General features: G+C 67.5%; 22 protein-coding genes. 10 read left to right on the forward strand and 12 right to left on the reverse strand.

Translation table 11 applies throughout. The features are described 5' to 3' along the window. Positions 1–62: 62 nt before the first annotated feature. Positions 63–1,028 carry a threo-3-hydroxy-L-aspartate ammonia-lyase gene (locus ABNX08_RS22230; protein WP_022537856.1) on the forward strand — a complete coding sequence of 322 codons (966 nt, stop codon included), beginning with the start codon at positions 63–65 and terminating at the stop codon, positions 1,026–1,028. A 91-nt stretch (positions 1,029–1,119) separates the two neighbouring features. Next, positions 1,120–2,349, forward strand: a complete 1,230-nt coding sequence (locus tag ABNX08_RS22235) for an RtcB family protein (protein WP_022537857.1) — start codon at positions 1,120–1,122, stop codon at positions 2,347–2,349. A gap of 79 nt (positions 2,350–2,428) precedes the next feature. On the opposite strand, the gene ABNX08_RS22240 is transcribed toward ABNX08_RS22235, so the two are convergent. From ABNX08_RS22240 to fliL, 8 genes are all read right to left on the reverse strand, one after another. Beyond that, positions 2,429–3,151 (reverse strand): hypothetical protein, encoded by a 723-nt coding sequence (locus tag ABNX08_RS22240; protein ID WP_041681704.1) that lies wholly within the window; start codon positions 3,149–3,151, stop codon positions 2,429–2,431. Positions 3,152–3,467: 316 nt separating this feature from the next. Continuing rightward, the gene (gene fliR, locus ABNX08_RS22245) at positions 3,468–4,253 is read right to left on the reverse strand and encodes a flagellar biosynthetic protein FliR (protein ID WP_022537859.1); all 786 of its coding nucleotides are present in this window, start codon (positions 4,251–4,253) and stop codon (positions 3,468–3,470) included. 45 nt (positions 4,254–4,298) lie between these two features. Next, positions 4,299–4,568 carry a flagellar biosynthesis protein FliQ gene (fliQ, locus tag ABNX08_RS22250; RefSeq protein WP_022537860.1) on the reverse strand — a complete coding sequence of 90 codons (270 nt, stop codon included), beginning with the start codon at positions 4,566–4,568 and terminating at the stop codon, positions 4,299–4,301. A 35-nt stretch (positions 4,569–4,603) separates the two neighbouring features. Next, positions 4,604–5,425 (reverse strand): flagellar type III secretion system pore protein FliP, encoded by an 822-nt coding sequence (gene fliP, locus ABNX08_RS22255; RefSeq protein WP_022537861.1) that lies wholly within the window; start codon positions 5,423–5,425, stop codon positions 4,604–4,606. After that, positions 5,422–5,931, reverse strand: coding sequence for a flagellar biosynthetic protein FliO (gene fliO / locus ABNX08_RS22260; RefSeq protein ID WP_022537862.1), 510 nt, complete (start codon positions 5,929–5,931; stop codon positions 5,422–5,424). The genes fliP and fliO overlap by 4 nt, the downstream gene beginning before the upstream one ends. Continuing rightward, positions 5,928–6,377: a flagellar motor switch protein FliN gene (gene fliN, locus ABNX08_RS22265; RefSeq protein WP_022537863.1), complete on the reverse strand. Its 450-nt coding sequence runs from the start codon at positions 6,375–6,377 to the stop codon at positions 5,928–5,930. Before fliN ends, fliO begins: the two co-directional genes overlap by 4 nt. Next, the gene (gene fliM, locus ABNX08_RS22270) at positions 6,370–7,389 is read right to left on the reverse strand and encodes a flagellar motor switch protein FliM (RefSeq protein ID WP_022537864.1); all 1,020 of its coding nucleotides are present in this window, start codon (positions 7,387–7,389) and stop codon (positions 6,370–6,372) included. Before fliM ends, fliN begins: the two co-directional genes overlap by 8 nt. A gap of 59 nt (positions 7,390–7,448) precedes the next feature. Then, positions 7,449–7,943, reverse strand: coding sequence for a flagellar basal body-associated protein FliL (gene fliL / locus ABNX08_RS22275; protein ID WP_022537865.1), 495 nt, complete (start codon positions 7,941–7,943; stop codon positions 7,449–7,451). 464 nt (positions 7,944–8,407) lie between these two features. On the opposite strand from fliL, the gene acnB reads away from it, so the two are divergent. Further along, positions 8,408–10,999, forward strand: coding sequence for a bifunctional aconitate hydratase 2/2-methylisocitrate dehydratase (gene acnB, locus ABNX08_RS22280; protein WP_022537866.1), 2,592 nt, complete (start codon positions 8,408–8,410; stop codon positions 10,997–10,999). A gap of 102 nt (positions 11,000–11,101) precedes the next feature. Here acnB and ABNX08_RS22285 read toward each other — a convergent pair whose 3' ends face one another. From ABNX08_RS22285 to ABNX08_RS22295, 3 genes are all read right to left on the reverse strand, one after another. Then, positions 11,102–12,232 (reverse strand): fimbria/pilus outer membrane usher protein, encoded by a 1,131-nt coding sequence (locus tag ABNX08_RS22285; RefSeq protein WP_022537867.1) that lies wholly within the window; start codon positions 12,230–12,232, stop codon positions 11,102–11,104. A 30-nt stretch (positions 12,233–12,262) separates the two neighbouring features. Further along, positions 12,263–13,096, reverse strand: coding sequence for a fimbria/pilus periplasmic chaperone (locus tag ABNX08_RS22290; RefSeq protein WP_022537868.1), 834 nt, complete (start codon positions 13,094–13,096; stop codon positions 12,263–12,265). 72 nt (positions 13,097–13,168) lie between these two features. After that, positions 13,169–13,705, reverse strand: a complete 537-nt coding sequence (locus ABNX08_RS22295; RefSeq protein ID WP_022537869.1) for a fimbrial protein — start codon at positions 13,703–13,705, stop codon at positions 13,169–13,171. 316 nt (positions 13,706–14,021) lie between these two features. Between ABNX08_RS22295 and ABNX08_RS22300 the strand changes: the two genes are divergently transcribed. The 4 genes from ABNX08_RS22300 to ABNX08_RS22315 all read left to right on the forward strand — a co-directional run bounded on the left by ABNX08_RS22300 (position 14,022) and on the right by ABNX08_RS22315 (position 17,526). After that, on the forward strand, positions 14,022–14,726 hold the full coding sequence (locus tag ABNX08_RS22300) for a glutathione S-transferase N-terminal domain-containing protein (RefSeq protein WP_041681955.1): 705 nt from the start codon (positions 14,022–14,024) through the stop codon (positions 14,724–14,726). 167 nt (positions 14,727–14,893) lie between these two features. Next, on the forward strand, positions 14,894–16,237 hold the full coding sequence (locus ABNX08_RS22305; protein WP_022537871.1) for a sorbosone dehydrogenase family protein: 1,344 nt from the start codon (positions 14,894–14,896) through the stop codon (positions 16,235–16,237). Between the two features lie 87 nt (positions 16,238–16,324). After that, the gene (locus tag ABNX08_RS22310) at positions 16,325–16,570 is read left to right on the forward strand and encodes a hypothetical protein (RefSeq protein WP_022537872.1); all 246 of its coding nucleotides are present in this window, start codon (positions 16,325–16,327) and stop codon (positions 16,568–16,570) included. Positions 16,571–16,701: 131 nt separating this feature from the next. Next, the gene (locus ABNX08_RS22315) at positions 16,702–17,526 is read left to right on the forward strand and encodes a class I SAM-dependent methyltransferase (protein WP_022537873.1); all 825 of its coding nucleotides are present in this window, start codon (positions 16,702–16,704) and stop codon (positions 17,524–17,526) included. 37 nt (positions 17,527–17,563) lie between these two features. Here ABNX08_RS22315 and ABNX08_RS22320 read toward each other — a convergent pair whose 3' ends face one another. After that, positions 17,564–18,301: a helix-turn-helix domain-containing protein gene (locus tag ABNX08_RS22320; protein WP_022537874.1), complete on the reverse strand. Its 738-nt coding sequence runs from the start codon at positions 18,299–18,301 to the stop codon at positions 17,564–17,566. A gap of 282 nt (positions 18,302–18,583) precedes the next feature. On the opposite strand from ABNX08_RS22320, the gene ABNX08_RS22325 reads away from it, so the two are divergent. The 3 genes from ABNX08_RS22325 (at position 18,584) to ABNX08_RS22335 (ending at position 21,786) form a co-directional block, all read left to right on the forward strand. Beyond that, positions 18,584–20,095: an SLC13 family permease gene (locus ABNX08_RS22325; protein ID WP_022537875.1), complete on the forward strand. Its 1,512-nt coding sequence runs from the start codon at positions 18,584–18,586 to the stop codon at positions 20,093–20,095. Positions 20,096–20,313: 218 nt separating this feature from the next. Further along, positions 20,314–20,697, forward strand: coding sequence for a hypothetical protein (locus tag ABNX08_RS22330; protein WP_022537876.1), 384 nt, complete (start codon positions 20,314–20,316; stop codon positions 20,695–20,697). Positions 20,698–20,925: 228 nt separating this feature from the next. Further along, positions 20,926–21,786, forward strand: coding sequence for a LysR family transcriptional regulator (locus ABNX08_RS22335; protein ID WP_022537877.1), 861 nt, complete (start codon positions 20,926–20,928; stop codon positions 21,784–21,786). Positions 21,787–21,796 lie beyond the last annotated feature (10 nt).

The raw sequence follows: 21,796 nt of genomic DNA on the forward strand, positions 1-21,796 counted from the left end.
TGCGCGCCGGGCGCGGGACAGGTAAACTGGCCTGTCCCCGCTTCCCTGCCAACGCCACTGCCATGACCGCCCTGCCTATTTCCTTCGACGACGTAGCCGCCGCCCACGAACGCATCCGCGCAGCGGCCCACCGCACCCCGGTGCTGACTTCCTCGACCGCCGACGCGGCCACCGGGGCGCAGCTGTTCTTCAAGTGCGAGAACTTCCAGCGCATCGGGGCCTTCAAGTTTCGCGGCGCCTACAACGCCATCGCGCAGTTCACGCCGCAGCAAAAGGCGGGTGGCGTGCTGGCGTTCTCGTCAGGCAACCATGCACAGGCGATCGCGCTGTCGGCGCGGCTGCTGGGCGTACAGGCGGTGATCGTGATGCCGCAGGACGCACCCGCGATCAAGATCGAAGCCACGCGCGGCTACGGCGCCGAGGTGGTGCTGTATGACCGCTACCAGGACGACCGCGAGGCGTTGGGACGGCGCATCGCCGCCGAGCGCGGCATGACGCTGATCCCGCCGTACGACCATCCGCACGTGATGGCCGGGCAGGGCACGGCGGCCAAGGAGCTACTGGAGGAAACCGGGCCGCTGGACATGCTGGTGGTGTGCCTGGGCGGCGGCGGGCTGCTGTCAGGCTGCGCCGTGGCCGCACAGGCCATGTCGCCCGGCTGCGCGGTCTACGGGGTGGAGCCCGAGGCAGGCAACGACGGCCAGCAAAGCCTGCGCAGCGGCGAGATCGTCCGCATCGACACGCCCCGCACCATTGCCGACGGCGCGCAGACGCCGTTCCTGGGCCAGCACACCTTTGCGGTGATCCGCGAACTGGTGACGGATATCGTCACGGTGTCGGATGCGGAGCTGGTCGAAACCATGAAGTTCTTCGCCGGCCGCATGAAGATCGTGGCCGAGCCCACTGGCTGCCTGGCTGCCGCCGCGGTGCTGCATGGCAAGCTCGATGTGAAGGGCAAGCGCGTGGGCATCATCGTGTCCGGGGGCAATGTCGACCTGGGCGCCTTTGCCAGCTTCTTGCTGGCATAAGACATCCGGGCATCCGGGCATCCGGCCGGGGAATCCCGGGCCGGCCCTGGCCGTCTAACCTGCATCCGCGACGACAAGGCCAGGGGCGACCATGACGGCCAAGCACCACTACGACGTACTCGACACCGGCGCCGGCAAGCCGGTCAAGCTGTGGACGCGGGGCGTCCCGCTGGAGGACGCTGCCCGCGCGCAACTGGTCAATACCGCGCGGATGCCGTTTATCTTCCGCCACCTCGCGGTGATGCCGGATGTACACCTGGGCAAGGGGTCGACCATCGGCTCGGTGATTCCCACCGTGGGCGCGGTGATCCCGGCGGCGGTGGGCGTCGATATCGGCTGCGGCATGATGGCCGTGAAGACGTCGCTCACCGCCGGCGACCTGCCCGACAACCTCGGCCCGCTGCGCAGCGCAATCGAGCACGCCGTGCCGCACGGCCGCAGCGCGCAGGGCGGGCGGCGCGACCAGGGCGCCTGGGGGTCGATCCCGGCACAGGTCGACGCGGCATGGGCCGAGATGGCGGGCGGCTTCCGGCGCATTACCGACAAATACCCGCACCTGGCGCGCACCAACCACCGCAACCATCTCGGCACCCTCGGGACCGGCAACCACTTTATCGAGGTCTGCCTGGACGAGGCGCAGTCGGTCTGGTTCATGCTGCATTCCGGCTCGCGCGGTGTGGGCAATGCCATCGGCACCACCTTTATCTCGCTGGCGCAGCAGGATATGCGCCACCACCTGGCCAACCTGCCGGACCGCGACCTGGCCTACCTGGTGGAGGGCTCCATGCACTATGAGGACTACGTGTTCGCGGTGTCGTGGGCCCAGGCGTACGCGCGCCGCAACCGCGAGCTGATGATGGAGGCCGTGCTGGCCGCGGCGCAGCGCGTGCTGCGCAAGCCGTTCCAGGCGGAGCTGGAGGCGGTCAACTGCCATCACAACTACGTGCAGAAGGAACATCATTTCGGCAAGGACGTGCTGGTGACGCGCAAGGGCGCGGTCAGTGCGCGCAAGGGCGTACTGGGCATCATCCCGGGGTCGATGGGCGCGCGCTCGTTTATCGTGCGGGGCAAGGGCAACCCGGAGTCGTTCTGCTCGTGCAGCCACGGCGCCGGCCGCACCATGAGCCGCAGCGAGGCCAAGCGCCGCTTTACCGTGGCCGACCAGGTGCATGCGACCGAAGGCGTGGAATGCCGCAAGGACGCCGCCGTGATCGACGAGATCCCGATGGCCTACAAGGACATCGACGCGGTGATGGCGGCGCAGTCAGACCTGGTGGAGGTCGTGCACACGCTCAGGCAGGTGGTGTGCGTGAAGGGGTGAGGGGGGGATTGTCGTCAGCGCCCCTGGCAGGACATCCGGCCCGGAACCTTCCTGCGCAGGGGCGTTGAAGCCGGCTGCTCTATTGGAAGATCAGCGTGCCCAGCGCTTGTCCGCTTGCATTGAATGCAGTGGACTTGGACGAGACGAAGCTGATGTTTCCGCTTGTGTCGATGCGGAACGTTGTTTCCTCCTCCCCAACCCTGGCATTGCCGTTATCGAACGCCTTGTCGAGGAAGGTCACAAGGAGGCTGCTCCCGGTATCGGCAATCACGGCATATGACTGGGTGAGCGAACCCAGCTTCGTGGCCTGCGTGCTGTCCGAGAAAATCGTGGCCGTTGCCAACGGTCCCGAGTCGCCCGCCTTGACGGTGAGCGGGAATGTGTAGTCTGCAAACACCGCAAAGGCAGTTCCCTCATCGATCGCGACCAGGACATAGGTGGATGCGTTGCGGAAGATGGTCCTGGTGCCCGAGAACGGCGTGGAGTTCCCGTTCGCCATGAGTGTGCCGGTGACGGTCTCGGTGGTCTTGAGCACGGTGGCGCCATTCAGCATGGCGGCAACGAAAGGCGTGGCTTGCAGGGTGCCGGAGCCTGTTACCGGCACATTCTCTGCCGTGCCGGAAATCGAGAAATCGGCGGTCAGGCCATTGGCCGCCAGGCTTGCCATGGCCGTGGGGAGGGGCACGGCCAGCGTTTGTGCAGGCGCGCTGGCCTGGCCGCCGTTGCCGCCGTCATCGTCACCGCCGCCGCAGCTACCAAGGATGAATGCACAAGCAAGCAACAATAGGAATCTCTTGGACATCGCCGGCTCCTGGCGGAAGTGCCCCGGATTCGAAACATGTATTTGGATGCGACTCTGAGAAAGAGGAAATCCTGGCGTAAGGCGCAAGCTTCCCATCCCCGCTACCCTTCAAATTACCCTCCTGTCGGGCAGGTCTGGCTCGCGAGGGCGTCGCGGGAGCCGATGCGCAAAAAATATGCCACCGGCGCCATTGGGCTTGTTTTCTCTACGATTTTGCGAACCCGTATGTTCGGCATACCGGTGAAACGGAGCCTTCGGTTCCGTTCCTGATACATGTGCCAGAGGCAACCGGTCGAATGACCGTAGCCACCCGCCTTCAGCGCGCAAACTGCCCAAGCACCGTAGTCACCGCCTCAAGCCCGGCTTCGATCATATGCTGCATATAGGTGCCCATCTGCGGCATCACCAGCATCAGCACCAGCAGGCCGCCGGACAGCGTCACCGGGAAGCCCACCGCGAAGATCGACAGTTGCGGCGAGGCACGGTTCAGGATGCCCATCGCCAGGTTCAGCGTCAGCAGCGCGGCGATCATCGGCAGCGCCAGCAGCAGCCCGGAGGCGAACACCATGCCGCCGGCGCGGGCCACGGCCATGGCGCCGCCGGCGGACAGCGGCGTGCCGCCGATTGGCAAGCCATTGAAGCTGTCGACCAACGCGCCCAGCATCAGCAGGTGGCCGTCCAGCGACAGGAACAGCAGCATCGCGATGATGTTCAGGAAGCGCGACAGCACCATGGTCTGGCCGCCGGCGGCGCGATCGAAGAACGAGGCGAACGACAGGCCCATCTGCAGGCCGATGATCTCGCCGGCCTGCTGCACGGTGGCAAAGACCAGCCGCATGACAAAGCCCGTGGCCAGGCCGATGCCGACCTCATTGAGGATGACCACCAGCCCGCCATAGGAGTACACCGACACCACCGGCACCTGCGCGATGGTGGGGGACACCACCATCGCGATCATGGCGGACAGCGCGATCTTGGCGCGCCGCGGGATGGTGGATTCACCGAACAGCGGTGCGGTGCCGACCAGCGCCAGGATGCGGAAGAATGGCCACAGGAACGCCGCGAGCCAGCTGTAGAGCTGGGCTGAGGTGACTTCGATCACGGCGGGCAGTCGGGGAGCCGGAAATGGAAAGGCGCGCGGCGGGCGTCAGTGCGCCAGCGCGGGAATGCTCTGGAACACCTCGCGCATATAGTCGACCATGGTGTTGATCATCCACGGGCCGGCCAGCACCATGGTGACGAATAGCGCGATCAGCTTGGGGATGAAGGTCAGCGTCATTTCGTTGATCTGGGTCGCGGCCTGGAACAGGCTCACCACCAGGCCGGCGGCCAGTGCCACCAGCAGCAGCGGGGCGGCCAGCAGCAGCGTCATCTTCATCGCCTGGGTGGCGATGGTCATTACGGTTTCCGGGGTCATGGCTCGGGTTCTGGAGAGGTGAGGCGGGGCGCCTCTCAGTTCATGAAGCTCTGCGCCAGCGATCCCAGCAGCAGCTGCCAGCCATCCACCAGCACGAACAGCATCAGCTTGAACGGCAGCGAGATGGTGGCCGGCGGCACCATCATCATGCCCATCGCCATCAGCACGCTGGCAACCACCAGGTCGATGATCAGGAACGGGATAAAGATGGTGAAGCCGATCTGGAACGCGGTCTTCAGTTCGCTGGTGACGAAGGCCGGCACCAGGATACTGAGGGGGACTTCTTCCGGGCCCTGCATCTCGGGCGCCTTGGCCATCTGCGCGAACATCGCCAGGTCCTTCTCGCGGGTCTGGCGCAGCATGAAGGCCTTGAGCGGCTCGGCGGCCTTGGCGGCGGCCGCCTCCAGGCTGATCTTGTTCTCCGACAGCGGCTTGTAGGCGTCGTTGTAGACGCGGTCCAGCACTGGTGCCATCACGAAGAAGGTCAGGAACAGCGACAGGCCCACCAGCACCTGGTTGGGCGGCGAGGTGGCCGTGCCCAGCGCGCTGCGCAGCAGGCCCAGCACGATGATGATGCGGGTGAAGCCGGTCATCATCAGCATCGCCGCCGGCAGGAACGACAGCGAGGTCAGCAGCACCAGCGTCTGTATCGGCAACGACCAGATCTGGCCGCCGCCCGGCGCGGGCTTGCTGATCACGCCCGGCAGGGACTGCGCCCAGGCCGGCAGCGGAGCGAAAGCCAGCACGGCGGTGGCCAGCATCAGCGCCAGCAGGGACAGCATCGGGAGACAGCGCGCGGCCACGGCTGCGCGCACGGGCCGGGAGCGGCGCCGCAGCGCGGCACGCGGGAAATTCATGACTTGAACTGGTTTTGCATCGAGCGCAGCAACCTTTCGGAAAAGCTGCCGCCGGTCGGCTGTTGCGACGCTACCGTGGCGCCGGGTGCGGTGATCGTGTTGGCGCCGGTGCTGCCGGCCGGCATGCTGTGCAGTGGTCGGATTTCGCCCGGGCTCACGCCCAGTACCAGCCAGGTATCGCCCACCTCCACCAGCACCAGCCGCTGGCGCGCGCCGAGCATGGTGCTGCCGACCACCTTCATCACGCCGCCGGTGGCCTGGCGCACCAGCCCGGCACGCCGGGCCACCCACGCCATGCCGAGAATCAGCGCGATCACGGCAAACAGCCCCAGCCCGGCCTGCGCCAGGCTGGCCGCGCCGCTGACCGCCGGCGCGTGGGTGCTTTCCGCGGCCGGGGCGGCCGTGGCGGCGGCAGGCAAGGCCGCAGGCACGGCCAGGCTCGCGCATGCCGCACGCTGACGGACAGTCAGGGCGGCGCCGCGCACGGGGCGCTTCAGGACGGTCATTTGTTCAGCTTGCGGATGCGTTCGGACGGCGTGATGATGTCCGTCAGGCGGATGCCGAACTTGTCGTTCACCACCACCACCTCGCCCTGAGCGATCAGGTAGCCGTTGACCAGCACGTCCATCGGCTCGCCGGCCAGCCCGTCCAGTTCCACCACCGAACCCTGCGCCAGTTGCAGCAGGTTCTTGATGGGCACCTTGGTGCGGCCCAGTTCCACCGTCAGTTGCACCGGGATATCGAGGATCATCTCGATATCGTTGTGGAAGCCGCTCGGCGCTTCCTTAGCCAGGGGCTGGAAGACGGTGGCGGCGGCCGGGGTGGCCGCGGGCGCGGCAGCGGGTGCGGCTGCTGCGGGCACCTCGGCAGTTGTGGCGCTGGTCTGTTCGGCCAGCGCGCTGGCCCAGTCGTCCATCGGATCGACCGGCTTGTCCTCGATGCCGTCACTCATAATCGGTGTCCTTAATGTCCAGGTGGGAATCGCTGTCCTGGTGATTGATCATTCGTTCTACCCGCAGCGCGTACTGGCCATTCATGGTGCCGAAGCCGCATTGCATCACGGGCACGCCATCCACCTTGCCGAAGACCTTCTCCGGCAGCTCGATCGGCAGCACGTCGCCGGCGCGCATCGCCAGGACTTCAGCCACGGTGCTCTGCAGGTGGGCGAACTCGGCCACCAGTTCCACTTCGGCGGCGCGCAACTGCGTGGAGAGCTGGTCGACCCAGCCCTTGTCGACTTCCTTCTCGTCCTGCAGCGGATTCATCAGCAGGTCTTTGAGCGGCTCGATCATCGCGTAGGGCAGGCAGACATGAAGCTGCCCGCCGACGGCGCCCAGTTCGATATGGAAGGCGGTAGTCACCACGGCCTCGTTGTGCGTGGCGACGTTGGCAAACTTGGGATGCATCTCCGAGCGGATGTACTCGGTCTCGATCGGGTGCACGGTGCGCCAGGCGTTGCCGTAGCTGGTCAGCGTCAGCTCCAGCATGCGCTGGATGATGCGCTGCTCGGTCTGGGTGAAGTCGCGGCCTTCCACGCGGGTGTGGAAGCGGCCATCGCCGCCGAACAGGTTGTCCACGACCAGGAACACCAGGTTCGGGTCGTACACGAACAGCGCCGTGCCGCGCAGCGGCTTCAGGTGGACCAGGTTCAGGTTGGTCGGCATCGGCAGGTTGCGCGCGAAGTCGCCGAACTTCTCGATCCTGATGCTGCCCACGGTGATGTCCGCGCCGCGGCGGATGAAATTGAACAGCGCCGTGCGCATCGAGCGCGCAAAGCGCTCGTTGATGATTTCCAGCGTATGCAGGCGGCCGCGGATGATGCGTTCCTGCGTCGCCAGGTTGTAGGGGCGCACCCCGCTGTCATCGAGCGCAGGCTCGCTGGCCTTGGGTGTATCGGCCTCGCCGGATACGCCCTTGAGCAGCTCGTCGACCTCGTCTTGCGAGAGGAACTTGTCGTAGGCCATCTAGTGTCCTGCCCCTTGTGCGGCGTTATGGATGAAACCGGTGCTGCCCTGGCTTGCGCTTACTGCACCACGAAAGAGGTGAACAACACATCCAGCACGCGCTGGGCCGGCAGGCCGTTGGCGAATGGCTTGCTGATGGTGTCGCGGATATCGGCGGCGAGCTTGCGCTTGCCTTCGAGCGTGGCCAGCTCGGCCGGCTGCCTGGCGGACAGCAGCAGCAGGATGCGGCTGCGGGCCTCGGGCAGGTACTGGGCCAGGCGGGCCTGGGTCTCGGTATCGGCCACCTTCAGCGACAGGCCGGTGTGCAGGAAGCGGTCGCCGTCCTCGCTTTTGAGGTTGACGGTGAATGCATCCAGCGGCACGAAGATCGGCGGCGGGATCACCGGGGCGGCCGGCGCTGCGGCTGCGGCCGGCTGGCGGTTGCTCAGCACGCTGCCAAGCACGAATCCTCCGGCGCCCAGTGCCACGACAAGCACGCCGCCGCCGATCAGCAGCAGCCGACCGCGCTTGCCTGAGTTGCTGCCAGTCCGGGAAGGGGAAGCCGTGTTCGCCATGAGAAGCCTGTGTCGGAATGCCTGCCATTCTTCCGGAATCGCAGGCCAGCAAAGGGCCGAAAAAAAGGGGGAAACCCTTTCAGCTTGGCCGTTTGAGCGGAAAGGGGGCGGGCATGGCTACGCCAGCGGGCGCTTCGTGGTGCGCGCCTGCAGGCTGGTTAACGCTTCGCGCGGGGCGAACTTGAGTGCTGGCGTAGCTTTCCGGGCGATTCGGGGATTTTCGGGGCCTGATGTTGAGGCCTATCCTTGCAGCGGGATCGTGATGCCCGCCGGCATTCCCTACTAGCTACTCGGGTAGGCTTTTATGTGGTCTTGCATGACTTCTGCGATGCAAACCGTTGATCTGTCGCGCTTTTCTGATTTTCACTCTTATATAAGATATAAGACATTTGACCTTAGGTCGGCTTCGGACTACAATCGCGACGTAACGAGACTTTCTAAACCTAATTACTCAGCAGGTTCCCATGCTTGAAAACTATCGCGCACATGTGGCCGAGCGCGCCGCGCTTGGCATCCCCCCTCTGCCCCTGACCGCCAAGCAGACGGCCGAGCTGATCGAACTGCTGAAGAACCCGCCCGCCGGTGAAGAGCAGACCCTGGTCGAACTGATCGCCCACCGCGTTCCCGCCGGCGTGGACGACGCCGCCAAGGTCAAGGCGTCGTACCTGGCCGCCGTCGCCCTGGGCAAGGAAAAGTGCGCCCTGATCACCCGCGCCAAGGCGACCGAGCTGCTGGGTACCATGCTGGGTGGCTACAACATCTCGCCGCTGATCGAGCTGCTGGACGACGCCGAAGTCGGCACCGTCGCCGCCGACGCGCTGAAGAAGACCCTGCTGATGTTCGACGCCTTCCACGACGTGAAGGAAAAGGCCGACAAGGGCAACGCCAACGCCAAGTCCGTGCTGCAAAGCTGGGCCGACGCCGAGTGGTTCACCAGCCGCCCGGAAGTGCCGCAAAGCCTGACCATCACCGTGTTCAAGGTGCCGGGCGAAACCAACACCGACGACCTGTCGCCGGCCCCGGACGCCACCACCCGCCCGGACATCCCGATGCACGCGCTGGCCATGCTGAAGAACAAGCGCGACGGCGCTGCCTTCCAGCCGGAAGAAGACGGCAAGCGCGGCCCGGTCAAGTTCATTGAATCGCTGAAGGAAAAGGGTCACCTGGTTGCCTACGTGGGCGACGTGGTCGGTACCGGCTCCAGCCGCAAGTCCGCCACCAACTCGGTGCTGTGGTTCACCGGCGAAGACATCCCGTTCATCCCGAACAAGCGCTTCGGCGGCGTGTGCCTGGGCAACAAGATCGCCCCGATCTTCTACAACACCATGGAAGACGCCGGCGCGCTGCCGATCGAGCTGGACGTGTCGAAGATGGAAATGGGCGACGTGGTCGAGCTGCGCCCCTACGACGGCAAGGCCCTGAAGAACGGCGAAGTGATCGCCGAGTTCAAGGTCAAGTCCGACGTGCTGTTCGATGAAGTCCGCGCCGGCGGCCGTATTCCGCTGATCGTTGGCCGTGGCCTGACCGCCAAGGCGCGCGAGGCGCTGGGCCTGGCCCCGTCGACGCTGTTCCGCCTGCCGCAGAACCCGGCCGATACCGGCAAGGGCTACACGCTGGCACAGAAGATGGTTGGCCGCGCCTGCGGCCTGGCCGAAGGCACGGGCATCCGCCCGGGCACCTACTGCGAACCGAAGATGACCTCGGTGGGCTCGCAGGACACCACCGGCCCGATGACCCGTGACGAGCTGAAGGACCTGGCTTGCCTGGGCTTCTCGGCCGACCTGGTGATGCAGTCGTTCTGCCACACCGCCGCTTACCCGAAGCCGGTCGACGTCAAGACCCACCACACCCTGCCTGAGTTCATCAGCACCCGCGGCGGCATCTCGCTGCGCCCGGGCGATGGCGTGATCCACTCGTGGCTGAACCGCATGCTGCTGCCCGACACCGTCGGCACCGGCGGCGACTCGCACACCCGCTTCCCGATCGGCATCAGCTTCCCGGCAGGTTCGGGCCTGGTGGCCTTTGCCGCCGCCACCGGCGTGATGCCGCTGGACATGCCGGAATCGGTGCTGGTCCGCTTCAAGGGCCAGATGCAGCCGGGCGTGACCCTGCGCGACCTGGTCAACGCGATCCCGCTGTACGCGATCAAGCAAGGCCTGCTGACCGTGGCCAAGCAAGGCAAGCAGAACATCTTCTCGGGCCGTATCCTGGAAATCGAAGGCCTGCCCGACCTGAAGGTCGAGCAAGCGTTTGAACTGTCGGACGCGTCGGCAGAGCGTTCGGCCGCCGGTTGCACGGTGCGCCTGAACAAGGACCCGATCATCGAATACATCAACAGCAACATCACGCTGCTGAAGTGGATGATCGCCCAGGGCTATCAAGACCCGCGCAGCCTGCAGCGCCGTATCAAGGCCATGGAAGCGTGGCTGGCCAAGCCGGAGCTGCTGGAGCCGGACGCCGACGCCGAGTACGCCGCCGTGATCGAGATCGACCTGGCCGACGTGCACGAGCCGATCGTAGCCTGCCCGAACGACCCGGACGACGTGAAGACCCTGTCGGACGTGGCCGGCGCCAAGATCGACGAAGTGTTCATCGGTTCGTGCATGACCAACATCGGCCACTTCCGCGCAGCCTCCAAGCTGCTGGAAGGCAAGCGCGACATCCCGGTCAAGCTGTGGGTCGCTCCGCCGACCAAGATGGACCAGAAGCAACTGACCGAGGAAGGCCACTACGGCGTGTTCGGCACCGCCGGTGCCCGCACCGAGATGCCGGGCTGCTCGCTGTGCATGGGCAACCAGGCACAGGTGCGCGAAGGCGCCACGGTGATGTCGACCAGCACCCGTAACTTCCCGAACCGCCTGGGCAAGAACACCAACGTGTACCTAGGTTCCGCCGAACTGGCGGCGATCTGCTCGCGCCTGGGCCGCATCCCGACCAAGGACGAGTACATGGCCGACATGGGCGTGCTCACCGCCAACGGCGACAAGATCTACAAGTACATGAACTTCGACCAGATCGAGGACTTCAAGGAAGTGGCTGATGGCGTGACGGTTTAAGGACTGTCGCACTGCCGGGCCGGCGCCGCGATGCGGTGGCCGGCATTGGAAAGGCCCCGCCTCTTCGCAGAGGCGGGGCCTTTTCCATTGGGGGTGGCGCTGCTAGCGCTGGTCCCGTCCTGCCTTGACCACCGGATCCTGGCACCACACGTCGATCTGCGGCAGCGGCTTGCCGCGCTGCAGCTTCGCCTCGGGTAGATCATAGTGGAAGCGGCATTGGGCCGAGGGCACTTCGCCCCAGCGCACTACCAGTTCGCCGCTGTCCGCCTTCAGTCCCTGGGCGACGATGCGGCCGCCCTGACCGACGGTGCCGACGGTGTTGCCCTCGCTGTCCAGCACATCGCTGCCGAACGGCAGCCGCCTGCCGTCGCGCGTCAGTGCGCGCAGCACGGCGGCACGCCCGGCGCTGGTGGTGTCGAAGCGCGCCACCACGACCGCGCCGGCGGTCGGCACCACGGCCTGTGTAGTCGATTTGAATTCAACGTCCAGCGGCAGGCCGCGCGGATCGATCTCGATTTCATTGCGGGCAAACGGCATCAGGCCGGACACCATCGCATGGCCCCAGGGGTCGACGCGCGCGCCGTTGTTGTTGACCACGCGCGCGCCGGTGGCATTGTCGGCCTCGATCACAGCCACGGTATCGCTGTGGGTCGGGGTAAAGGCGACACCGCCGGGATAGGCCACGATGCCGCCGGAGATGCCGGCGCTGGCCTGCGTGTAGTTGCGGCTGGTGCTGGCGCTGCCGGTTAGCGTCGCGAACGGGGCCACGTAGCCGGCGCTGGCGCCAACGCTGGCGGACTCGCCCTGGCGGTCATTGTTGTAGCCGGTATTCAGGCCGTAGGTGAAGGCATTGTCCACGCCCAGTGAGCCGGTGACCGATTCCTGCAGGCTGGTGGCGCCGTGGAAGTCGGTCTGCGCGCTGGTCATCGAGTACGGTGCATGCGCGCCTTTGCCAAGCGGCACGCCGAGGTTGAGCATCACGCGGTTTTCCCAGCGCGCGCTGCTGACATTGGACTGGCGCGATGCGGTCACGCCCAGGTTGATGCGTCCGAAGCTGTTGTTGTAGCCGAGCACGAACTGCGTATCGGAGCCTTTGCGGTTCCAGTAGTTCTGGGTCGAGCCGGACAGGTAGAACGAACCCCAGCGCCTCGTTGTCAGGGCGCCGGCGTCTGCGCGCGGGCGCTCCGGGTAGGTGCCGGCGGCCTCGCAAAGGAGGCGCCGGCGATGCGGCACCGCGGCCGCGCCCGAATCAGGGCAGTGCTGCTACGGCTCCCGCGCTGCCCCCGCCTCTTGCTTCGGGGCTGGAGCCGGCGAGGGGGCTGGCGAGCCGGGCTCGCCAGCGGCTTCCACGCTGGCCTGTCCTTCCACGTCGCCGCCGTAGTCGTTGATCGCGCGGTAGCGCATCTGCGCGCCCGCCGTGACCTGCATGCCCGCTGGCAGCGGGAAGCGGCGCGCTTCGCCCGGGGCCACCATGCCGGCGGTGATCGGTGCCGCTGGGGTGTTTCCGGCGGCCTTGCCGTCCAGCAGGTCCAGCACCGTGAACGAGACGTGGTAGGGCGTGGGGTTATGCGCCTCGATGACGGGCTTGCCGTCAGCGGTGGCCAGGCGCCCGCGGACTTGCGCCGGCGCGTCCGCCGGCGCGCCCGCCAGTCCGCGCGGGCGGTAGAACAGCTTGATGCGGGACCGGAATGCGAGCTGCAGCAAGTTGTCGGTGCCGCCCGCGGACTTGGGCTTGGGCGGGACTTCCAGCACGTTCAGCCAGAACAGCGATTCATTGCCCTCCGGCATCGCTGCGCCGGTATGGATGATGCGCAGCGTCTGCGCCCGGCCGGCGTCGATCCGTGCCAGCGGCGGCACGATGTCGAATGGCGTGCTGATCAGCGAGGGATCGTCATTCGGGTTGCCGGTATCGAGCCATACCTGCGTCAGCGCCGGGTTCTTGCCCTCGTTGGTCAGCTTGATCGTGACTTCGGTGTCCCGCGCATCGTAGATGACGCGCGTGCCGCCGATCACGACCGATGCGTGCACGGCGGCGCAGAAGGCCATGCCGATCGAGAACACGGCCGCAAGCATCGGCCGCAGGGGAATGGAGATCATGTTTCTGTGAGTCGAGGCAAGGCAAACGGGACGCGCGTGGGCCCGTCCCGGCGTGGCGGCGCAGTGGCCGGCTTACTCGTAGGCGATGGTGGAGAGCACGCTGGCTTCAGCCACGCCCGGGGTGGCTGCGCCGGTGGCGACGTACTCGGCGTAGTAGCTCAGCGTGCCGTTGCCGTCGACCAGCGTCACGGCCTTGGAGTTCTGCGCGGCATCGGGGGCGTCCAGGCGGATTTCCGAGGCGTCGATGCCGTTCCGCAGGCCGATCTGCACGTTGGTCGCGCCGCCCGCATTCAGCTTCAGATGGCCGGTGGTGGTGTCCACGTTCGGTCCGGCTTCAAAGAAGGTATGCACCGGACCCGTGCCCGGGGTGCACCTGAGGCCGATGGTAAAGCCGGTGCGGCCGGCGGTCCTGCCGGCGGTGTCCAGCGACGAGACCGACACGTCGGGCAGCACGACGGTGAAGTCCTTCGAGGTGGAGCCGTTGCCCGAGATGGTGCAGCTCACCGGGGTGATTTTGCCGTTGAAGGTAATGGTGCCGTCAGCCGCATTGGCGAATTGCGGGACCGCGGCGGTCAACGCCGCGATGGCGGCGAAAAGCTTAGCGTTCATGTTTGCGAAAGAGATCAATGGGGTTGGTTAAGCCCTGGCGGGACGACCTTGCGGTCATCGCCTGGTTCCTTGCTAGAAGGAGACGCGACTATATGAGCGGGCCAAAAACCAAAAAATCGTAGTTCGGCGAAACTCCGGACAATGGCGGGCTTGCGACGCCATGCGCTGGGAAGCGCCCGATATCAAGGCAGGGGAGGGAGGCGTGCCGACGGCGCCCGCGGCGGCTTCGGCACGCTTCCGGCACCCGGGCTATCATCCGGTTTTCCCGCAAACCGGTGGGCCCGCCCGCGGCGGCCATCGCGCAACTGGAGGCCACGTGCCAGATCTTTCCGCCTTTCCGATTACCCGCAAATGGCCGGCGCAGCATCCCGACCGGATCCAGCTCTACTCGCTGCCGACGCCCAATGGCGTCAAGGTGTCGACCATGCTGGAAGAGACCGGCCTGCCGTACGAGCCGCATCTGGTGCGCTTCGACACCAATGACCAGATGTCGCCGGAATTCCTGTCGCTGAACCCGAACAACAAGATCCCGGCCATCCTTGATCCCGACGGGCCCGGCGGCAAGCCGCTGGCGCTGTTCGAATCGGGGGCGATCCTGCTGTACCTGGCCGACAAGTCCGGCAAGCTGATCCCGGCCGACCCGGCGGGCCGCTACGAGACCATCCAGTGGGTGATGTTCCAGATGGGCGGCATCGGGCCGATGTTCGGGCAGCTGGGCTTCTTCAACAAGTTCGCCGGCAAGGACTACGAGGACAAGCGCCCGCGCGACCGCTACGTGGCCGAAAGCCGCCGCCTGCTGAACGTGCTGAACCAGCGCCTGGACGGCCGCGCGTGGATCATGGGCGACGCGTACACCATTGCCGATATCGCCACCTTCCCGTGGGTGCGCAACCTGGTCGGCTTCTACGAGGCGGGCGAGCTTGTCGGCATCCAGGACTTCCCGCACGTCACGCGCGCGCTGGAAGCCTTCGTGACGCGTCCGGCCGTGATCAAGGGGCTCGATACGCCGCACCGCGGCTGAGGCTGGCGGCGGCGCGGCGCTGGCGGCGCACCTGTGCGTGTTTGTCCTACACGACGGCTGCGCCGGCGCCCTACAGAGGGCCGGCGGGCCTGCGTCCTATAGTCCAAGAGCAGGCGCGCCGGGCTGCGCACCCGGCGTGGCCATGCCTTGCCTGAGGAGCCCGGACCATGCCGATGCCCACCCCGTCCCGATCGAGCCCGCCCCTGTTGCGAGCCGCCCTGCTGGCGGTTGCTGTCACAGCCCTGGCCGCCTGCGGCGAATCGGCCAAGCTGCCCTCCGAAGCCGGCTTCGGTCCCACCCCGCAGCTGCCGCCCCCGAACAAGACCGCCATCCCCACCGTCAAGATCGCACCGGCCATCGGCTGGGCCGAGGGCCAGCGCCCGGTGCCTGCCGAGGGCATGGCCGTGACGGCCTTTGCCGACAGGCTCGACCATCCGCGCTGGGTCTACGTGCTGCCCAACGGCGACGTGCTGGTGGCGGAGAGCAATGCCCCGCCCAAGCCCGACGATGGCAAGGGCATCAAGGGCTGGATCATGAAGAAGGTGATGACGCGCGCCGGCGCCGGCACGCCCAGCGCCAACCGCATCACGCTCTTGCGCGACGCCGACGGCGATGGTGTGGCCGACCAGCGCTCGGTGTTCCTGGAGGACCTGAACTCGCCGTTCGGCATGGTGCTGGTCGGCAATGATTTCTACGTGGCCGCCACCGACGCGGTGCTGCGCTTCCCCTACCAGCCCGGCCAGACCCAGATCAGCGCGGCGCCGCAGAAGGTGGTGGATTTGCCCGGCGGGCCGCTCAACCACCACTGGACCAAGAACATCATCGCCAGCCGCGACGGCAGCAAGCTCTATGTGACGGTGGGTTCCAACAGCAATGTGGGCGAGAACGGCATGGACAAGGAAGCCGGGCGCGCGGCCATCTGGGAGGTCGACCCGAAGACCGGCACGCACCGTATCTTCGCCAGCGGCCTGCGCAACCCGAACGGCATGGCGTGGGAGCCGGCCACCGGCGTGCTGTGGACCGCCGTCAACGAGCGCGACGAGATCGGCAGCGACCTGGTTCCGGACTACATCACCTCGGTGCGCGACGGCGGCTTCTACGGCTGGCCGTACAGCTACTACGGCCAGCACGTCGACGTGCGCGCCAAGCCGCCGGCGCCGGAGCTGGTCGCGCGGGCCATCGTGCCCGACTACGCGGTTGGCTCCCATACCGCGCCGCTGGGACTGGCCGCCGCCAGCGGCAACAGCCTGCCGGCGCGCTTCAGCGATGGCATGTTCATCGGCCAGCACGGTTCGTGGAACCGCAGGCCATTGGCCGGCTACAAGGTCATCTTCGTGCCGTTCAGCCAGGGTCGGCCCAACGGTGCGCCGTTCGACGTGCTGACCGGCTTTCTCGACGAAACTGGCAAGGCGCGCGGGCGGCCGGTGGGCGTGGCGATCGACACGCGCGGCGGGCTGCTGGTGGCCGACGACGTGGGCAACATGGTGTGGCGGGTGAGCGGGGCGAAGTAGGGCAGCGAAGCGGGTGGCGGTCGGCGGGCACGCGCGTGGCGCCATCAGAGTGACCGCGTTCCCCGAGCCGATCCGCGCCGCCCTTCCATGTCCCTGACCGTCTTCGCCGTCGTCCTGCTTGCCGCCTTCCTGCATGCCGCATGGAACGCGGTGGTCAAGGGCGGCGGCGACAAGATGCTCTCGACCGTGATGGTGGCGGTCACCGCAGGCCTGATCGCCGCCGTGGCGCTGCCCGCGCTGCCGCAGCCGGCGCCCAGCTGGCGGTTCATCGTCGCTTCCGTGGCCGTGCAAGTGGTGTATTTCGCGCCGGTGGCGCCGCTGCGCTTTGCCTGAGCGAGCGGGCCCTGCGGGCAGCCGGCGCTGTCTATACTTCGCGTGACTGGGTCGCGCGGCGCGGCTTCATCGCGCCTGCGCAGTTCCCCCGGGCAACCGGCAGCCTGGATACCGATGCCGAGGAGGGGGTCATGAATCACACCGAAGATTCGTTTCGCGCCTTTGAACTGGCTGGCTGGGAGGATCCGGAGGTCGTCAGCCAGTACCAGGAACACCTGTCGCACGTAACCAAGCAATCGATCGAGGCCTTGCTGGACGAAGCCCATACCGCCGGCGGCCAGCGCGTGCTCGACGTGGCGAGCGGCTCCGGCCATGTCGCCGCGGCGGCTGCGCGGCGCGGGACCGAGGCCATCGGCATCGACTTTTCGCTGGCGCAGGTGCAGCTGGCCCGCAAGCTCTATCCCGATGTGCAATACGAACAGGCCGACGCGCAGGCGCTGCCGTTTGAAGATGCCAGCTTCGACGTGGTCGTCAACGGCTTCGGCATGTGCCACCTGTCCGATCCCGACGCCGCGCTGAACGAAGCCTTCCGCGTGCTGCGCCCGGGCGGGCACATTGCCTTCACGGTCTGGGACGCGCCCGAACGGGCGGTGGGTTTCGGCGCCGTCTATGCCGCGATCCGCGCCTATGGCTCGATGGAGGTCGATATCCCGGCCGGCCCGAATTTCTTCCTGTTCAGCGATCCGGGGGAATGCCGCAGCGCGCTGCAGAAGGCCGGCTTTGTCTCGCCCACCTGCCGGCATGTGCACCAGGTGTGGCGCTTCTCCACGCCCGACCAGCTGTTTGACGCGCTGGCGCAAGGCACCGTGCGCGCCGCGGCCACGCTGCGCGCGCAGACACCGAAGGCCCGCGACGAGATCCGCGCCGTGCTGCGCGGTACGGTCGCGGCCTATATGCGCGGCAGCGGCTTCGAGGTGCCGATGCCGGCCGTGCTGGCCGCGGCGGTAAAACCCTGAGCGCCGCGGCGCTCCCCCAGCCCGAACGCCGCGGCGTTCAGTCGCCGGCGCCGGCGCGCCGGCGCGCCATGAAGTCGCGCGGAGTCTGCCCGAGCGCGCGCCGGAACATGGTCGAGAACGCGCCGGCGTGGGCATAGCCGGTCTCGGCCGCCACGTGCGCCAGCGGTTTGCCGCGGCACATCAGGTCGACCGCATGCGCCAGCCGCAGTTGCTGGCGCCAGTGGCCGAAACTTGTCTTCAGCTCGCTTTCGAACAGGCGCGCCAGCGTGCGCTCGCTGGCGCCGGTGCGCGCGGCCCATTCGGACAGCGTCAGCGTCGAACCGGGGTCTTCCATCAGCGCGTGGCACAGCGCCTGCAGGCGGCGGTCTGACGGCAGCGCCAGGCCGAGCGAAAGCGTGCGCGCGGCTGCCAGTTCTTCCACCAGCAGGCTGGCGCACAGCTGCCGGCGGCGCTCGCCCAGGGTGTCGTCGTGGGCCAGTGCCTCCATCAGTTCGCGCAGCAGCGGCGATACCTCCAGCACCACGCAGGAACTCGCCGACAGCGTGCAGGCCTGCGGCGCGATATAGCAGGCGTAGAAGCGCACCGCGCCCAGCACCACGGTGTCGTGCTCCACGTCCGGCGGAATCCAGACTGCGCGCATTGCCGGCACCAGCCAGGTGGTGCCGGCCGCCGTGATGCGCAGGCTGCCGCTGATAGGGAACGACAGCTGGCCCCACGGGTGGCGGTGCGGATGGATCACGGCGTTGGGGGGCGGGCGGCGCAGGTGCGCGATCACCGGCTGCTCAGCGCTGGGCCGGGCGCGCGGCACTGGCGAGTAGACCGGGCGCCGGCGTGCAGGCTTGGCAGACGTGGCAGTCGCGAGAAGCGCAGGAGAGGCTGGGGCGGCGCGTGGCATAAATTCGCAAGAAGTTGCCCGATAAGTGTAACCCGGCCAATCGGGCCCAGCCTACGATGCAGGCAGAAGAGGCCCGGCACCTACCGGTCCCCCTAAAACAGGCACCGGCCCACACTACGCGCGCGCAGCGCGGGACCGGCGCCACCGATGAGACGTTTCTCCATGCCCCCATTCGTTCGCCGCGCCGTGGCGCGCTTCGGCCTGCACGCGCCCGACACCGCGCAGGCCACCGTGGCGGCGGCGCCGGCCGCTGCTCCCGCTCCTGCTCCCGCTGCTGTTCCCATTTCGCAGCCAGGCCTGCAGCAGTCCACCAGGGCGGCGCTGGCCATCGGCCTGTGCATCGCGCTGGTCTGGATCACCGGGCAGGCCGTGGGCGCGCCCCCGGCGCTGGTCTGGGCCGCGGCGCTGGTGCTGTCGACCGTATGCTGCTGGGCGGTCGGCGCCTTGCCCGAGCCGACCGCCACGCTGCTGTTCTTCCTGTGCGCCGTGGTATTCCACATCGCGCCGCCCAAGGTGGTGTTCTCCGGGTTTGCCTCGCCGGCGTGGTGGCTGATGTTCGGTGGCGCGGTCACCGGCGTGGCGCTGCGCAACAGCGGGCTGGCGCTACGGCTGGCCGATGCCGTCTTCAAGCACCGCATGCGCACCTATCCGCAGCTGATCGCGATGGTGGCGGCCAGCACCGTGGGGCTGGCGTTCCTGATGCCGTCCACCACCGGACGCGTCTTGCTGCTGATCCCGATCGTGCTGGCGCTGGCGGATCGCGTGGGCCTGGCGCCCGGCTCCAACGGGCGCATCGGCATCGTGCTGACGGTGGCCGCCGCCAGCTATATGCCGCCGACCACGATCCTGCCCGCCAACATTCCCAACAGCGTGCTGCTGGGAGCGGCCAGTTCGCTGTACGGCATCAACCTGAGCTACGGCAGCTACCTGCTGCTGCACTTTCCGATCCTGGGCCTGCTCAAGACCGTGGTGCTGGTGTGGCTGGTGTGCCGGCTGTTCCCGCACGACGCGCCACTGGCGCCGCAGGCCGCGGCCGCGCGCACGCCGATGGCGCGGCAGGAGCGGCTGCTGGCGGTGATCCTCGCCATCGCCGTGCTGGGGTTTGCCACCGATGCGCTGCACGGCATCTCGCCCGCGTGGATCGCGCTGGCGGCCAGCATCATCTGCCTGCTGCCGGGCGTGGGGCTGGTGTCGTCCAGGGCGCTGACCGAACAGGTCCACCTGGTGCCGCTGCTCTATGTGGCGGGTTTCCTCGGGCTGGGGGCGGTGGTGGAATCGACCGGACTGGGCACCGCGATCAGCCAGGCGCTGCTGCACTGGCTGCAGCTGACACCGGGGCATACCGCGGCCAACGTCGGCGCGCTGGGCGCGGTCGGTGCCAGCCTGGGGCTGATGACCACGCTGCCCGGCTTGCCTGCAGTGCTGTCACCGCTGGCCCGGGAGTTCGCCGCGGCCACCGGCCTGCCGCTGGAAACGGTGCTGATGCTGCAGGTGCCGGTGTTCTCCACGGTGTTCTTCCCCTACCAGTCGCCGCCGATCGTGATCGCGATGCAACTGGGCGGCGTGGGGCTGCGCTACGGCACGCGGCTGTGCCTGGCGCTGGCGGCGATCACGGTGCTGGTGTTGCTGCCGCTGGACTATTTCTGGTGGCGCTTGCTTGGATACCTGCCCTGACGGGAACTCCAGTGCGAAGCGGGCTGACGGTGTTGGGCGCGGCCCGACACCCTGACCGCCGACGTCGGCCCGGCCCCACCAATCAACCTCCGGAAAGTGCCGTAATCCGCGCCGCAACGGGCGCTGTGACGGTGGCACGGTCATTGCGCAATGAACAGCGAGCGCGGCGCCGCAGCTCGTAGTTCCACCCGCCAGCAATGGCTCCCCGGAGAATCCCGATGAATACCCAACCCCAATGCCAGGGCGGGCAGGGCGCGCTGCGCCCGCACCCCAAACTCCACCGTACGCGCCGCGCCATAGTGCTGCTGCGTGTGCTTGGCTTATGCCTCAACAGCGTGGCCTGTGCAAAGGCCGAGGCCCCACAGGCGGCTGCGCCTGCCGTGCAGGCCGTGACGCCGGAACAGAAATTTGCCCCCGGATACCTCGAGGCCGTTGCCACGGGCTATGACAACGGCGTGGCCTTGCAGGCGCCGGAAGGTGTCGCGCCGCTGAGGCAGCCGCGCGAGGCGCGCAGCGAGCCGGCGGCGCCGATGGCGGGCGCCGTGCCGGTTGCCATGCCAGCGGCAGGGCGGCCGGTGGGGCGGGAGCAGCCGGCGCACTGACACTCCGCAGGCGGGGAATTCAACCCGCCGGCGGCTGCGTCCGGTCTTCGATGCGCAGGCCTGGATAGGCCGCAAAATCGCGCACGTTGCGCGTGACTATCGTCAGGTCTTCGGCTATTCGTGTCGAGCATATACCTGGCCATCAGAAGTACATCCATGTGTGGCCGTTTCGCGATTTTTGGCGCCCATTGCTTACAATTCGTCACACCGCCCAATCATCGGGACACCATGGACATCGAACTCGCCCGCACCTTCCTGCAGGTGGTGCGTAGTGGCAGCCTGCTCGCGGCGGCCGACAAGCTCCACGTCACCCAGACCGCGGTAACCGCCCGCCTCAAGAGCCTGGAGTCGCAGCTCAACTGCCGTCTGTTCGAGCGCAACAAGGCCGGCGCACGCCTGACGCCCGACGGGCAGCGCTTCCTCGGCTACGCCAGCCAGCTGGTACAGACCTGGGAAGCGGCCTGCCGCGAGCTGCCCCTGCCGGCCGGGCTGGGCAGCCTGTTCCGCTTCGGTGCCGAGATCAGCCTGGGCAACCCGCTGGTGCTGCTGTGGACCACGCGCCTGCTCCAGCAGATGCCGGCGCAGGCGGTGCGGGCGGAGGTGGGGGAAGGGGACGCGCTGCAGCGCAAGCTGCAGTCGGGCACGCTCGACGCGGCACTGGTCTACCAGCCGGAGTACGCGCCGGGCATGCACGTCGAGGCCCTGATGGAAGAGAAACTGATCCTGATCCGCTCGACGCAGCGCGACGGCGGCTATGTCTATGTCGACTGGGGGCCGGAGTTCCGCCGCCAGCATGACAGCGCGCTGCCGGAGCATGCGCGCGCGTCGCTGTACTTCAACCTGGGGCCGCTGGCGCTGCAATACATCCTGCAGTTCGGCGGCAGCGGCTACTTCCGGACGCGCGTGGTGCAGAGCTACCTGGACAGCGGGGTGCTGGCGCGCGTGGAGGAGGCGTCCGAATTCTCCTACCCGGTATTCCTGGTCTGCGCGAAGACCCCTGCCGGCACGGTGCAGGATGCGGTGCGCATCCTGCACGATATCGTGCGCGAGGAATCCGACTGGTCGCAGCGCTGGGATTTCCTGCAATAGGCCTTGCCGA

Origin of the sequence: Cupriavidus sp. DF5525 (assembly GCF_040149425.2) — a bacterium.
Lineage (GTDB): Bacteria > Pseudomonadota > Gammaproteobacteria > Burkholderiales > Burkholderiaceae > Cupriavidus > Cupriavidus pickettii_A.